Origin of the sequence: Lentzea aerocolonigenes (assembly GCF_000955955.1) — a bacterium.
Classification (GTDB): Bacteria; Actinomycetota; Actinomycetes; order Mycobacteriales; family Pseudonocardiaceae; genus Lentzea; species Lentzea aerocolonigenes_A.
Map to the genome: position 1 here is coordinate 1 of NZ_JYJG01000069.1, position 14222 is coordinate 14222.

Here is a 14222-nt window from a genome sequence, read left to right on the forward strand (position 1 = left end):
GGTCACGCTGGAGCCGTTCGGCATCACCGGGGTCGTCGACTTCGCCTACGACCTGCCGGGGGTGTTCCTCAGCGTGCGCGGCACCGATGGCCTGTACCGGTTCCACGGCACCCGCGCTGTCGGCCACCACCTCTTCGGTGACGCGACCGGGCAGGCCGAGAAGTGGCAGGCGTTCCTAGCCCAGGCGCTGGCGCAGGCGTAACACCCAGGGCACTTCATAGCTCACAAATGAGATTTAGCTTCCGGGATGTGAAAACTCGGTCGCTCTTCTTACAGCTCCTCGTCGCGGTCGTCGCCGGCGTGCTGGTGGGTCACTTCTTCCGGGCGTTCGGCGCCGACCTGAAGCCGATCGGCGACGGCTTCATCAAGCTGATCAAGATGGTGATCGCGCCGCTGATCTTCTGCGTGGTGGCGACGGGCATCGCGAAGGTCGGCGACCTGCGCGCGGTCGGCCGGATCGGCGTGAAGGCACTGATCTACTTCGAGGTGGTGTCGACCGCCGCACTAGCACTGGGCCTGCTGGTCGGCAACGTCGTGCGGCCGGGTTCCGGCATGAACGTGGATCCGTCCACATTGGACACCTCTGCGGTGGAGACGAAGACGCAGGGCGGTCATCTCCCCGGCGTCGTCCAGTTCCTGCTGGACCTCATCCCGTCCAGCATCGTGGATGCACTGGCGCGCAACGCGTTGCTCCAGGTGCTCCTGTTCGCGGTCCTGTTCGGCTGCGCGCTGGCACAGCTCGGCGAGCGCGGGACGCCCGTCGTGGATCTCCTGGAACGCGTCAACCTGGCGTTCTTCACCGTGCTGGGTTACGTGATGAAGCTGGCGCCGCTCGGTGCGTTCGGCGCGATGGCCTTCCTCGTCGGACAGTACGGACTGGGTTCGTTGCGGACGTATCTGTGGCTGATCCTGTCTGCATACGGCGCGGCGCTGCTGTTCTGCACGTTGCTCGGGGTGATCGCGTGGACGTTCGCGCGGGTGAATCTGCTGCGGTTCCTGCGTTACACGAGGGAGGAGTTCCTGCTGGCGCTCGGCACCGCGTCGTCGGAGGCCGTGCTGCCGCGGATGATGGTGAAGCTGCAGAAGGCCGGGTGCGCACCCGCGTCCGTCGGTCTGGTGCTGCCTACCGGGTACTCGTTCAACCTCGACGGCGCCTCCATCTACTTGTCGCTCGCCACCGTGTTCCTCGCCCAGGCCCTGAACGTGCCGTTGGACCTCGGCGACCAGCTGACGATCGTGCTGGTGCTCGTGCTGACGTCGAAGGGCATGGCGGGCGTGCCCGGCTCGGCGTTCCTGGCGTTGTCGGCGACGGTCGCCGCGGTCGGCTCCATTCCGGCCGCGGCGGTCGCGTTGCTGCTCGGCGCGGATCGGATCATGGACTCGATGCGCGTCTTCACGAACCTGCTCGGCAACTGCGTGGCGACGTTCGTCGTGTCACGCTGGGAGGGGCTGCTGGACGTGGATGCGATGCGGTCAGCCCTCGGCGAGCCAGTCCGCGACGACCTGGTCGAGCAGCGCGAGGGTTAGCCGGCCCCTGCTCAGCACGACCTCGTGGAAGTCGCGGACGTCCCTGCCCGCCTCGTCGGATCTGGTGCGCAGTTCGTCGAACTTGAGGCGGCCCATCATGTACGCGAGCGCCTGCCCCGGTTGGGCGAGGTAGCGGTCGACCTCGCCCTCCACGAGCTCGCGCGGCATCGGGGTGTTGGCGAGCAGGTAGCCGACGGCCTGCTCCCGGCTCCAGCCCAGCGCGTGCAGGCCGGTGTCGGCGACGAGCCTGCCCGCGCGTTTGGCCTCGTTCGTGAGCATGCCGAGCCTCGACTCCTCGCTGCTGTACAGGCCCATCTCGTCGGCGAGGCGTTCGCAGTAGAGCGCCCAGCCCTCGCTGAACGCCGTGACGCGGGCCTTGCGACGCAGCAGGGGGAGGTCTTGGAGCAGCAGAATCCTTTCGCTCTCGAAGTGATGGCCCGGTACCGCCTCGTGGAACGCGGTCGCCTCGGCGATGTCGCGCAGCCGGGTGTGCGGTTCTTTGGTGTTGACGAAGTAGGTGCCGGGCCGGCTGCCGTCGAGCGCGCAGGGCACGTAGTGCGGTGGCGTGCTGGCGGGCGCTTCCCGCGCGACCTCGGTGATCGCGCAATGCTGGTCGGGAACCGTCCGGAACCACTGCGGGGCAACGGTTTCCGCCCTTCGCAGGGCCGCCTCGGCGTCGTGGAGCATCTCCTCGGCGCTGCTGTACCTGACACCTCGATGGTCACCGAGCTCGCTCTTCAGGTTCTCGACCAGCGCGAGGCCGGTGGCGTGCAGTTCGCGCGGGTCGAGGTCCAGCGTCGTGTGCGTGCGGATCATCTTGCGGTACAGCGCTTCGCCGTCCGGCAGCCAGCACAGCCCGGCGTGCTCGGTGTCCCGGCCGAACGGCAGGACGTCGTTCCGCAGCACGTCGCGATAGTGCCGCAACCCCGGCACGTCGTGCTGGTCCACGAGTGCGATCGTCTGTTCCACGAGGTGCTTGACCGGCATCCGGCCCGCGGCGACGCCCGCGCGGTGCCGCTCGGCGACTGTGGCGAGGAACTGCGGCACGGCGTGATGGCTCTTCAGCTGAGGCAGGAAGTAGAGCAGCTCCGGCACCGCGGACTGGAGGTACCCGCTCACGCCGAACTCGACGATCTTCGACTCGATCGTGTCGATTTCCGCCTGTGCCAGGTGCAGCACGAGATCCTTGGTGATGCGGTCGTCCTCGGTCTCCGCGGTTCGCCGGCCCGCTTCTCGGCGAATCTCCCGGTAGCGCAGCAGATGGCTCTGGTCCGCTTCTTCGCTGTGGTCCTCGAGCACGCCGTCGTCGCGCAACCCCAGCAGGTTCGCCCTCAGGGTGTGGTGGTCGAACATCAGGCCGGACAGCTGGTCCGCGAGGTCACGCATCGGCGAGCTATGCATCGGCGAGCCACGCGTCGACGACCTCGTCGAGCAGCGCGAGCGTGAGCCTGCCCTGGCTGAGCACGACCTCGTGGAAGTCGCGGACGTCCCGGCCCTGCGCTTCGGCCTTCCTGCGCAGCTCCTGGAACTTGAGGCGCCCCACCATGTACGCGAGCGCCTGACCCGGTTCGCCGAGATACCTGTCCACTTCGGACTCGATCTGCATGAGCGCCATCGGGGTGTTCTCGACGAGGAAGTCGACGGCCTGCTGCCGGCTCCACCCCTTGGCGTGCAGACCAGTGTCGACGACGAGCCGTCCCGCGCGCATGGCGTCCATCGTGAGCATCCCCAGCCTCGACTCGTCGCTGCTGTACAGGCCCATCTCGTCGGCGAGGCGTTCGCAGTAGAGCGCCCAGCCCTCGCCGAAGACGCTGATCGGGGACTTGCGACGGACCACGGGCAGGTCCTTGAGCAGCGCCGCCTTGGAGTACTCGAAGTGATGCCCCGGCACGGCCTCGTGGTACGCCGTGGCCTCGTCCTCGATCTTCAGCCGGTTCTGCGGTTCCTTGGTGTTGACGAAGTACGTGCCGGGCCGGCTGCCGTCCTCAGAGGCGCCGAAGTAGTGCGGCGGCACGTGTGCGGGCACCGACGGCGGCGCCTCCTCGATCGCGCACTTCTGGTCCGGCATCGTGCGGAACCACCGGGGCGCAACGGCTTCGGCCTTCGCGACGGCGGTTCGCGCGGCTTCGAGCATCTCCTCGCCGCTGCTGTGACGGAACCCGACGTCGTTGCGGATGCGGTCGAACACGTCATCGCCGTACTGGGCGAACTCGCGCTTGAGGTCCTCGATGAGCCTCAGACCGGTGGCGTGCAGCTCTTCCGGGTCGAGGTCCTCGGTCGTGTGCTCGCGAACCGCCACCCGGTACACCTCGTCACCGCCGGGCAGCCAGCACAGGCCGGGGTGCTCGGTGTCGCGTCCGAGCGGCAACGCTTCGTTCCGCAGGAAAGCGCGGTAGTTCTCGATGGCGGGCTTGACGTGTGCATCGATCATTTCGCGCGCGCCGTCCAGGACGTCGAACGCGTCGAGGTTCTCGAGATGACCGTCCATCAGCTCAATTGCCTGCTCCACCAGGTGTTTCACCGGCGTGAGGCCGTTCGCGAACCCCGCGCGGTGCCGCTCGATCATCGTGGCGAAGAACCCTTCGAGCCCCCGCAACCGTTGCAAGTAACCGGCTTTCTGCTCCTCGGTGGCGACCGGCACGCGCGGCAGGAACGCGAGCGTCCCCGGCAACACCCCGCGAAGGTTGCCGCTGATGCCGAACTCGATCTGCCTCGCGTCGATCTGGCTGGACTGCGTGCGCACCTCGTGCAGCACGATCCCGAGCGTGAGGCGCTCGGAGAGGTCCGCGGGCTGGAGCCGTTGCGCTGCTTGTGCGATGGCTTGCAACCTGGTGGCGTACTGCCGTTCGGCGTCCTCGCTGTGATCGACGAGCGAGGCGTGGTCGAGATCGAAGCCCATCAGGCTGGCATCGAGCGGATAGCGGTCGAGAATGGTGTCGAAGAGGCGGTCGGCGAGCGCGTTGACTTCGGACATCTGTCCCCCAGAGTTACGCCGTTGAGCGGCCATCGCGTGCTCTGCCGGCGGGTACGTCTCTCTCATGCGGTGGCTGTTGCTGATCATCCTGCTTGCCGGCTGTTCCGCTCTACCCCTGTCACCCGGTCCTCAGGTGGACCGCGTGCCAACCGGCACCCTCGACGCCGCTTCGGCCCGCACCTCTCTCGCGGCGCTTGTCGTTGCGACGCCAGGCCGTCTGGACGGCTACGTACGCGACTGCGCTGATGGTCAGGCGTGTGTGTTCGGCCAGCCGTGGTTCGACACCGACGGCGACGGCTGCGACCAGCGCAGCCAGGTCCTCGCCCGCGATCTTTCCGGAGTCACGCGCAAACCCGGCCGGTGCTCCGTGCAGTCCGGAAGTTTGGACGACCCGTACACCGGCACCCGCGTCACCACCGTCTCGAAGATCCAGATCGACCACGTGGTGCCGCTGGCCGAGATGTGGCGCAGCGGAGCGGCCGGGTGGCCTGCAGAGAAGCGCGTGGCGGCGGCGAACGACCTGCGGAACCTCGTGGCGGTCTCGGGCAAGGTCAACCAGTCGAAGGGCGACAAGACGCCCGACGAGTGGATGCCGCCCAACGCGTCGTATGCGTGCTCTTACTCGCGGATCTACGTCACGGTGAAGGTGGCGTACGGGTTGAGCGTGGCGCCAGCGGAACGTTCAGCGCTGGAGCAGGCCCTCACCAGCTGCGGCTGAGCCCGCAATCAACCTAGTTGGAGTAACTTGCCGACTGTCTCGTAACAGACCGCCCTGACCTGTCGATGTCGTATACACGAATCGATAGCGCACGAGGTGATTGTCGTGAATCCCACCGATGTACTGGCCACGACTGCACTTCGACTGGCGATCTCCTACGCCTACCGCAGGAACACAATCAACCTCGTGCCGGACGCCGTGGACAAATGGCCCGAGGCAATTCTCTCCAGGCACGGCGTCGACTGGACCACCAGGGAGATGGCGAGACAATTCGAGAGCGCAATCGACAAGGTCTCCGAAGAACTCTACAAAATACCGTCCATCAGCCTCGAGAACGTCGTCCTGGAAAGTTACCTGAGCGCGTTGGAATCGCCGACCGCGACGCTCGCCAACCTGATACCGCAGGTCGACTCGCTGCCGAACATCCATGACAAACTCCCCAGCCAGCTCTACCGACTGCTCCTGCCTTCGGTCGAACCAGGGTGGGACACCGCGAGGGTCAACCGCGCGACCCGCGCCTGCGCTCGCAGCGCTCTGATGCTGTGCTGCCACCTGCTGCTGACCTGGACCAAGATCTTTCCGCTGAGCAGGACCAAAGCGGCGTGGCAAACCCTGGTGAACACCTCGCAGATGGCCGAGGACACCAGAACCGCCCTGGACGAGGTACGCCGAGCAGATCCCGGCACCGGCACCACGTCCGACGTCGTCAACATGCAGCGAATGGACATATCCGCAGCGCTGAAGGACATCGAGCTGTTCGGACTGCCGGTGGAGAAGTGGCACAAAAGGGTGCCGATCTCCATCTCGTACCTCACCGGCAGGCTGCGCCACAAAGAAGAGACCACGTCGTCCAAAGAAATGCCGATGGACCGTCTTCTCGGCTCACTCACTCACGAGGCCCGCGAGGCGAAGTCGGGTCACGGAATGCGCCTGGTGATGACCGGCCGGGCGGGATCCGGAAAAACAACCGCAGTGCAGTGGCTCGCTTTCACCGCCGCACAGGGGAGGCTTTACGGCCTGTCGTCGGACAACCGGCCGGTCCTCCCCCTGTTCGTCCGGCTGCGCGAGGTCGTCACCTCCAGGTACCTCACCGATCAGTCACTGCTCTATCTGCCGCAGCTCGGCGAGGAGGTGCCAGCGCAGTGGCTGCAGGAGTGCAGCAACCTGGTGACCCCGTTGATCCTCCTCGACGGCTGGGACGAGATCGCGTCCGACCAGCGGAGAACCGCGGAGGAGTGGGTCGAGTCCCTCGCGGAGCGCTACCCGTCGGCGCACCTGATCATCACGTCCCGGCCGGAAGGCCTGTCGGAGGACCTGTTCCAGCGACTGGCCTTCCAGCAGGTCACCATGCTCCCTCTGCAACCGGGCGAGTCCTCGGAGCTCGCCCGCAGGTGGTTCCGCGGCCTCACCAAGTACCTGCTCGCGAGCAACATCGACACCAGCGACGTCGACCGGGCGCAACAGGAACTGCTGCAGGACCTGACCACGCCGACCATCAGCGACATGGCGGACAGCCCCCTGCTCACCGCGATGCTCTGCTGCCTCTACGCGGACGGGCACACGACCGCTCCCGAGCAACGCGGCAAGCTCTACGACCTCGTCGTGACGGCGTTGTTGGACGCCCGTGAACGTGAACGCGGCGAATGCCCTCCGGAGTGGAAGTCGCTGGACGTCCGCAAGAAGGAGATGCTGGTCGGCGGTGTCGCCAGGGCGATGGCGGAGAACAGCCTGATGACCGTGCAGGTCGACAGCAGGCAGAAGACCCGCAAGCCGACGGTTCGCGACATCCTGGCCGACACCCTCCCCCTGCTCGGCAAGGCGCGCATGGAGGCATCGACGTGGACCGAGATCGTCCTGGCCCGCAGCATCGTCCTCCAACGCGTGTCGACCAACGAGGCGGAGTTCGCGCATCGCAGCATCCAGGACTATCTGGCGTCGAAGTCGTTCCGAGCCAGTGGATCTGTGATGAAGATGTGCGAGCTCGCGGAGGCCGGCCAGTGGTCGATACTCCCGTTCGCCTGCTACGAAGCCGATCTCAACACGGTCAACCTGATCGTCGAGTGGCTGGTCGGCAAGGTGGCCGAACACCACGGACCCGAGAAACGACTTGTCCTGTCGGTGCTGGTGGAATGCCTCGGCGCGGCCACCACGATGTCTCCCGAGCTCCGCGCACGCGCGGAAAGCGCGGTGGAGACCATCTTCCCGCCGCAGGACGAAGCCGAGATGAAGGCGCTCGCGAGCCTCGGCAACGCCGCCGTCTCCTACCTGTCGAGCCACCGGATCAAAGGTGCGAGCACACGACGGCTGGCCATCGAGACGTTGGGGAGGATCGGCACCGAAGAAGCACTCGACGCGCTGAGCAGCTACGCGCGAGATGGCGCAGCGAGCGACACAGCGGCGCTCACCGAGGCGTTCGCCCGCTTCTCCCCCGAGTCCTACGCCAAGCGCGTGCTGAAGGTGATCAAGGGCGATCTGACGCTGACCGTGCGCGACGCCTCGAGAATCCCGCCGATCAGCCGTCTGACCAACGTCGCGCAGCTCACCGTGCACGGCGTTCGGAAGGACGTCGACGGATACCTCCCGGCCGCATCCCGGCTGCCCAACCTCCGCCGCTTGGAGCTGAGGAACTGCGGTGATCTGCAGGACCTTTCGTGGACGACCAGAATTCGCAGCCTGCGCGCGATCTCGCTGGTCAACTGCACGGATGTCCACTCGTTGCACGAAGTCGGCCCGGATGAGCTGTGGGCGTTGCACCTCGAGAGCACCCAGCTCAACAACGTCGACTGGATCGACGTGCTGAAGAACAAGAGACAGCTCCGCGTCATTTCGCTGACGGACATCGTCGCCAACCCGAACACCACGGCGATCGGCGCCAACCTCGACATCCTTCCCACCGGCCACATCTCGACGCTGACGAGCTTGAACACGGTCGTCGTCGAGGGCGGCCTGCGGTGCGAGACGTTGGGCTTCCTCCGCAGGAACTCCAAGCTGAGCATGCTCAAGCTCGGGTACTTGCTCGGCGAGGAGGACGTCTGGGACATCGCCCGCTGCCACTCCCTGCGCACCCTCAAGATCAGGATTGCGACGAGCTCCGCGAACATCTCCACCCTGAGCCAGCTGCACAACCTGAGGTCGCTCGAGGTCTTCGACATCTCACGCGACCAGATGGGCGAGATCATCGGGCTGCCCCGGCTTCGGGAACTGTCGGTGCAGGACAGCGACCTGGGGTCCGGCTTTCTGCACATCCCGCACAGCGTCGCTGCGGTGTCCATCTCGGGATGCAGGTTCTCCGGCACCTACCACTACGCCGCGAACCGCGGCGAGGTGGAGAAACTGCCGAACCTCAGGTCGTTCGCCTGGAAGGGCGGGCAGCTCAACGACCTCGGGTTCCTCAGGGCGACGCCGGCGCTCCGGTCGATCGACATCCACGACAACGGTTCGATCGAGTCGCTGGACCATCTCGACCTCGTCCCGGACGGCTGCACGGTCCGGTTGTCCGGCACACGCTTCGGACTCGACGAGGCACCGATCCGCCGTCTGCAACGCCGATGCCCGGTCATCTACGAGCCCGGCTACGAGCTCGACGGTCACGACCTGAACTACTGGGTGGACCTGGGCGGCAGCTGAGGCGCCGGCGACACCATTCGACGAGGAGATCCATGAGCTTTTCCGCACTGGTCGTCACCGTTCTCATCGCGTCGCCAGGAGACGTCCCGGACGAGCGCGACACCATCGAATCGGTCATCCGATCCTGGAACGCCGACCGCGCCATCGCCAGCGGAATCGTGCTGATGCCGCTCAGATGGGAGCTCAACGCCGTTCCCGACCTGCGGATGGACGCCCAGCGCGCCATCAACGAGCAGATCGTCGACCACGCCGACATCGTGATCGGCATCTTCGACTCGCGGCTTGGCACGCCGACTCCCCGGCACCCCTCGGGAACAGCGGAGGAACTCGCGCGCGGGGTGAATCGCGGAGCCAAGGTGCACGTGTACTTCTCCAAGGGCTCGCTGCCACGCGACCTGAACGTCGAACAGCTCATCGCGCTGCGCTCGTTCGAGGAGCAGGCACAGCGCGACGGGTTCGTCGGCTCGTTCCAGGGCCTCAACGACCTCGCCAAGCAGGTACGAAGCGCGCTCGAAAAGGACGTGGCCGATCTCGTCCGCACCGGCGCCCCTGCCGTCCACCGGCACCGCCCCATCAGGCCGTCCGCGCATCTCGTGGCCGAATGCCGCGTCGGCGGCGGGCCCGGCGACGGCCAGAACGAGCAGATCTCGGTCACCGTGCGCAACAGCGGCCTCGGAGTCGCGGAAAACCTGCGCATGAGCCTCCAGTCGGCCACCGAGTTCGGCACTCCGCCGCTCAACCGGCTGCAGGACGAGCAGGTCTCCGCGCTGCATCCCGAGGGACAGCTCCACTTTCCGGTCTACCGCACCGCTGACACGTCCAGCGCGTGGCAACTCGCCTTCACCTGGGAGGAGAAGGGCGTCGAGTTCGAGTCGCGCTGCGAGATCAGCCCGCAGTAGAAGCGCCGTGAAACAGAGGAAGGGCCAGGTCAACGAGTGACCTGGCCCTTCCGTCTCACCGAGCCGCCTATCGGAATCGAACCGATGACCTGCTCATTACGAGTGAGCCGCTCTGGCCGACTGAGCTAAGGCGGCGAGACGCGACAACTATAACCGACCCGCAACCGCGTTACTCACGGGGGTCGGCTTCGTTGTACGGACCGTGACCGAGGTCACCACCTCCTAGCCGCCGAGGAGTGGTTCATGCACCGATCGTTGTCCGTGCCGCTGGCCGGGTTGTTGCTCGCGCTCGTCGCGGCGCCCGCGCTCGCGCAGCCTCCGACCACACCGGTGCCGGGGCCGCGCGACCCGAACCAGCCGCCCGCTTCGGCGCCGAACGGGCCGCAGTCGCTGGCGCACGCGGTCGGGGATGCCGGGACCGGGCTGTCAGTGGTCAGGCTCGGGCCGCAGGGGGTGCCCACGAACACGATCCTGCCCGGGCTGAGCGACCAGTTGCCGAAGCAGTCGGTCACCGAGTTCGGGCTGGGGCTGGCTAGTGCGCAGGTCAACACCGAGGCGTTCCTGAGCACCGAGCGGGTGGTCACGCAGGCCAACCCGTTCGGGTTCGCGGTGGCCGGGCGGTCGCCGCAGTCGCCGGGGACGCTGGTGCAGACGGCGATTCCGGACAACCCGCAGCCGACCACCGGCGGGCTGCCGATTCCCGAGACGCCGCTCGGGAAGCTCAAGGTGCTCAACGGCAGCGTGCAGGCGCGGTGGGACGAGAAGCTCGGGCCGTGCGTCAGCCCGCTGGCCACGGCGAAGACGAGCCTCGCGGGCCTTGAAGTGCTCAGTGCACTGCCGGCCGAGGTGCCGTTGCCGTCCAAGAGCCTGATCAGCATCCCGGACACGTTCGAGGCGAACTCGAACGTCAAGCTCGTGGACCTGCCCGGCAGCAAGAACAAGGCGGTCGAGTCGACGTCGACCATGCGCGCGGTCAGCGTGGAGATCGCGGGTGGCATCAAGATCGACGTGGCGACGCCGCCGACGCTCACGGCGACCGCCACCGGGGACGAGGCGACCTCCAAGATCACGTACACCGCGCCGGTGCTCAAGGTCAGCCAGAACGGCAAGGAGCTCGGCACGCTGGACGCCGCGCACCCGGCGCTGGACATCCCCTTGCTGCTCGACCTGGTGGTCGTCAAGCTGCAGATCGCCGGGCTCAACGAGAAGAAGGCGGGCTTCAGCGGCAACGGGTTCAGCGGGTTCCAGCTGGGGGCCACGGCACGGATGCTCGACGTGCAGCTGCTGCCGACGGACAAGCTGAAGCTGCCGAACCTGCCCACGGCGCTGGCGCAGATCTCGCTCGGCGAGCAGATCGTGCGGGCCGCGGCGCCGCAGGGTGGCGTGGTCTGCGGGACCGCGCAGCCGCCCGCGACCCAGGAACCAGGCGGACCAGCGGCGCCTCCCAAGCAGAAGACGCCGCCGCTCGCCTACACCAACGCCGCGTACCAGTCGATCCCGCTGTTCTGGGTCGGCACGGGACTGCTGCTCGCGGGCGTGGTCCTGGTGGCCGCGCTGCCGGTCAGGACAGGCCGATCGCGCGGCCGAGCTCCCGGGGTTTCAGGACCCTGAGCAACGCCTCCATGAGGTAGTAGTCGCCGTAGGGCAGGGAAACCTCGATGCCGGTCTCGGTACGGCGGTTGCGGGTGCCGCGCGCCAGGACGGCCTCGTGCTTCTCGGCACGGGTCGTCAAACACGTGCGGCACAACGCATCCAGGATCCGCAACGCCGCAACGCGGTACGACAACCGGCCAGAGACCGCGGCCAGGTCGAGCAGACCGCACGCCATGATGGCGCCCGCCGACGAGTCCTTGACGTCGTTGGGCGCCAACGGTGAGCGGTAGTCCCACACCGGAATGTGGTCTGGCGTAAGGGCGTCCAACGCGAAGTCCGCGAGTTTCCGGGCAGCTTCAAGGAATTCACGACGATGACAACGCCGGTACATCGTGGTGAAGCCGTAGATGCCCCACGCCTGACCACGCGACCAGCACGACGTCGGGCTGTAGCCCTGGTTCGTGTTGGGCCCGATGTCCTCGCCGGTGTCCGGGTTGAAGTCGAAGACGTGCGGCGTCGACCCGTCCGGCCGGATGAACTTCAACCGCGTGGTCTCGGCGTGCGCCACCGCGACGTCCAGGAACCGCGACTCCCCCGTCTGCTCCGACGCGAACGTCAACAGGTCGAGGTTCATCATCGTGTCCATGATCGCCCGGCCCGCGTTGGTCGGCGTGCCGAGCGCTCCCCACGCCCTGATGAAGCGGCCCTTGTCGTTGTAGCGCTGGATCAACGACGACGCGGCCTGCACCGCGCCGTCACGCCACGACACGTCGTTCGTGAGCCGGTACGCCGTCACCCACGACGGGTAGAAGAGGAAGCCCAGGTCGTGGATCGACGTGTCGGTGCGCCGCGGCGAGAGCCTCAACGCAGACTCCACGGCCCACTTCCTGAACTGCTCGTCGCCGCTGTCCAGGAACGCGAGCCAGTGCATGCCCGGCCAGAAACCGCCGACCCAGCCACCGGAGTTGACGTAGGTCCACTTCTCGAACTTCGTCTCCTCGGGGAACGAGGTGACGTTCGGCGCGACCTGACGCAGCCGCTGCAACGCGAAGTCGAGCGACTCCCGGAACAACCGCGAGGAGGCAGCCGACGCCTCACCCGCGGCTCCGGCGACGATCGGCGCCGCCGCGGCCGCACCGAGCAGGGTTCTGCGACTGAACGTCATGGCACCATCCATCCGAGCACCGGTGTCGACTGCAGGTACGCGACCACACAGGTCACCAGCAGCAGCAACAGACTCCAGCCGAACACCTTGCGGAACAGGTCGCCCTCACGTCCCACGAGACCTGCCGCCGCGGTGCCGATCGCCAGGTTCTGCGGCGAGATCATCTTTGCCATCACGCCACCCGAGCTGTTCGAGGCGCCGAACAGGAACGGCGACGTGCCGAGTTGCTGCGCCGCGGTGACCTGCAAACCGCCGAACAACGCGTTGGAGCCCGCGTCCGTACCGGTGATCGCGACACCGAACCAGCCGACGACCGGCGACAGGAACGCGAAGAACGCGCCGGTCCCCGCGAGCCAGAGGCCCAGAGTCGTGATCTGGCCGGAGTAGTTCATGACGTACGACAGCGAGAACACCGCGAGGATCGCGACGATCGCCCAGCTGAACTGCTTGATCGTCTGGCCGTAGATCTCGAGCCCCTTGCGAGCGCTGATCCCGAGCAGGACCATCGTGATCAGGCCGGACAGGAACAGCAACGAGCCGGTCGCGGACGCCCAGTTCAGCGCGTACTCGACCTTGATCGGCTTGCCGGCCGCGTTCGTCAGGTGCATGCCGGGCCAGAGGAACTTGTAGGTCAACGAGTCGAGGAACTTCTTCACCGGCACGATCTGCGCGACCGAGAAGATCACCACGATGATCGCGTACGGGCTGAACGCCATGATCACGTCACGCCGCGAGTCCGTCGTCGCACCGCCCGCGATGACCGGCGGGATCGACCGCTCCGGCTGCCACACCCGCGCCAGCACGATCACCGCGAGCATCGAGACGATGGCCGCGATGATGTCGCACAGCTTGTAGGACCAGAAGTTCGACACGAGGTACTGCGTGATCGCGAACGAGCCGCCCGCCACCAACGCCGCCGGCCACGCCTGCTTGAGGCCGCGCTTGCCGTCCACCACGAAGACCAGCACGAACGGCACGAGCAACGCCAGGATCGGCACCTGGCGACCGGTCATCGCGCCGAACGTGTCAGCCGGCAGCCCGGTGACCGTGTTGAGGACCGTGATCGGGTTGCCCATGCCGCCGAACGCCACCGGCGCGGTGTCGGCGATCAGCGCCAGCGCCACCGCCTTCATCGGGTCGACGCCCAGCGCGATCAGCATGACCGAGCAGATCGCGACGGGCCCACCGCCACCGGCCAGCGCCTCGAGCAGGGCGCCGAACGAGAACGCGATGACGATCGCCTGCACCCGCTGGTCGTCGCTGATGGAGCTGAACGACCTGCGCAGCACCGCGAAATGTCCGCTGTGGACCGTCAGGTTGTAGATCCAGATGGCGTTGAACGTGATCCACAGGACCACGAGCACGCTGGTCGCCGCACCGAACGCCGCCGAGTTGAGCGCCTGCCCGATCGGCATCGAGTAGCCGAACATCGCGACGCCGATCGCGAGCACAAGAGCGGTCAACCCCGCCCAATGAGCCTTCCACTTGAGACCGCCGAGCAGCACGAGCACGGCAACGAGCGGTATCAACGCGAGCAGAGCCGACAGGAACAACGATCCTGTCGGATTCGGATTCTGCTGGTACACCAAGGCCGCCTTTCATAAGCCTGAACTCCGGCGGCGTGGAGGTCTCAGGCTTGTTCCATTGCGCGGAACGTAGTTCCATGTTGGTCGGCGCACATCGTGTCATTCCGCCGCCCCGATCGGAAGGCATCCTCAG

Annotated in this window: 10 protein-coding genes and 1 tRNA gene; 6 read left to right on the forward strand and 5 right to left on the reverse strand. The window is 66.8% G+C overall.

Features of this window, described 5'->3' with window-relative positions; all coding sequences use genetic code 11:
• Positions 1 to 202, forward strand: a 202-nt coding sequence (locus UK23_RS52610; RefSeq protein WP_045311557.1) for a hypothetical protein, incomplete at its 5' end; no start/stop codon positions are given.
• Positions 203 to 249: 47 nt separating this feature from the next.
• A complete protein-coding gene (dctA, locus tag UK23_RS12115; RefSeq protein WP_231114470.1) occupies positions 250 to 1527 on the forward strand; it encodes a C4-dicarboxylate transporter DctA in 1278 nt (425 codons plus the stop codon).
• Here dctA and UK23_RS12120 read toward each other — a convergent pair.
• Both UK23_RS12120 and UK23_RS12125 read right to left on the reverse strand, forming a co-directional pair.
• Positions 1474 to 2913 carry a DUF885 domain-containing protein gene (locus UK23_RS12120; protein ID WP_052684594.1) on the reverse strand — a complete coding sequence of 480 codons (1440 nt, stop codon included), beginning with the start codon at positions 2911 to 2913 and terminating at the stop codon, positions 1474 to 1476. The genes dctA and UK23_RS12120 overlap by 54 nt on opposite strands.
• 7 nt (positions 2914 to 2920) lie before the next feature.
• Entirely contained in the window at positions 2921 to 4501 is a 1581-nt protein-coding gene (locus tag UK23_RS12125; protein ID WP_045311560.1) for a DUF885 domain-containing protein, read from the reverse strand.
• Positions 4502 to 4643: 142 nt separating this feature from the next.
• Here UK23_RS12125 and UK23_RS12130 point away from each other — a divergent pair, with 142 nt between their 5' ends.
• The 3 genes from UK23_RS12130 to UK23_RS48555 all read left to right on the forward strand — a co-directional run bounded on the left by UK23_RS12130 (position 4644) and on the right by UK23_RS48555 (position 9745).
• The gene (locus UK23_RS12130) at positions 4644 to 5219 is read left to right on the forward strand and encodes an HNH endonuclease family protein (RefSeq protein WP_196777712.1); all 576 of its coding nucleotides are present in this window, start codon (positions 4644 to 4646) and stop codon (positions 5217 to 5219) included.
• Positions 5220 to 5324: 105 nt separating this feature from the next.
• The gene (locus tag UK23_RS12135) at positions 5325 to 8846 is read left to right on the forward strand and encodes an NACHT domain-containing protein (protein ID WP_156213044.1); all 3522 of its coding nucleotides are present in this window, start codon (positions 5325 to 5327) and stop codon (positions 8844 to 8846) included.
• A gap of 32 nt (positions 8847 to 8878) precedes the next feature.
• Entirely contained in the window at positions 8879 to 9745 is an 867-nt protein-coding gene (locus UK23_RS48555; protein ID WP_052684595.1) for a hypothetical protein, read from the forward strand.
• A 61-nt stretch (positions 9746 to 9806) separates the two neighbouring features.
• Here the strand turns inward: UK23_RS48555 and UK23_RS12145 are convergent.
• Positions 9807 to 9880 (reverse strand) — tRNA-Thr (locus tag UK23_RS12145).
• Between the two features lie 108 nt (positions 9881 to 9988).
• Here UK23_RS12145 and UK23_RS12150 point away from each other — a divergent pair.
• Positions 9989 to 11356, forward strand: a complete 1368-nt coding sequence (locus UK23_RS12150; RefSeq protein WP_045311563.1) for a hypothetical protein — start codon at positions 9989 to 9991, stop codon at positions 11354 to 11356.
• Here UK23_RS12150 and UK23_RS12155 read toward each other — a convergent pair.
• Together UK23_RS12155 and UK23_RS12160 are read right to left on the reverse strand one after the other, a co-directional pair.
• Positions 11307 to 12503 carry a glycoside hydrolase family 88 protein gene (locus UK23_RS12155; RefSeq protein WP_156213045.1) on the reverse strand — a complete coding sequence of 399 codons (1197 nt, stop codon included), beginning with the start codon at positions 12501 to 12503 and terminating at the stop codon, positions 11307 to 11309. The two genes, UK23_RS12150 and UK23_RS12155, sit on opposite strands and share 50 nt — an antisense overlap.
• Positions 12500 to 14089, reverse strand: coding sequence for an L-lactate permease (locus UK23_RS12160; protein WP_045311564.1), 1590 nt, complete (start codon positions 14087 to 14089; stop codon positions 12500 to 12502). The genes UK23_RS12155 and UK23_RS12160 overlap by 4 nt, the downstream gene beginning before the upstream one ends.
• Positions 14090 to 14222: the final 133 nt, after the last annotated feature.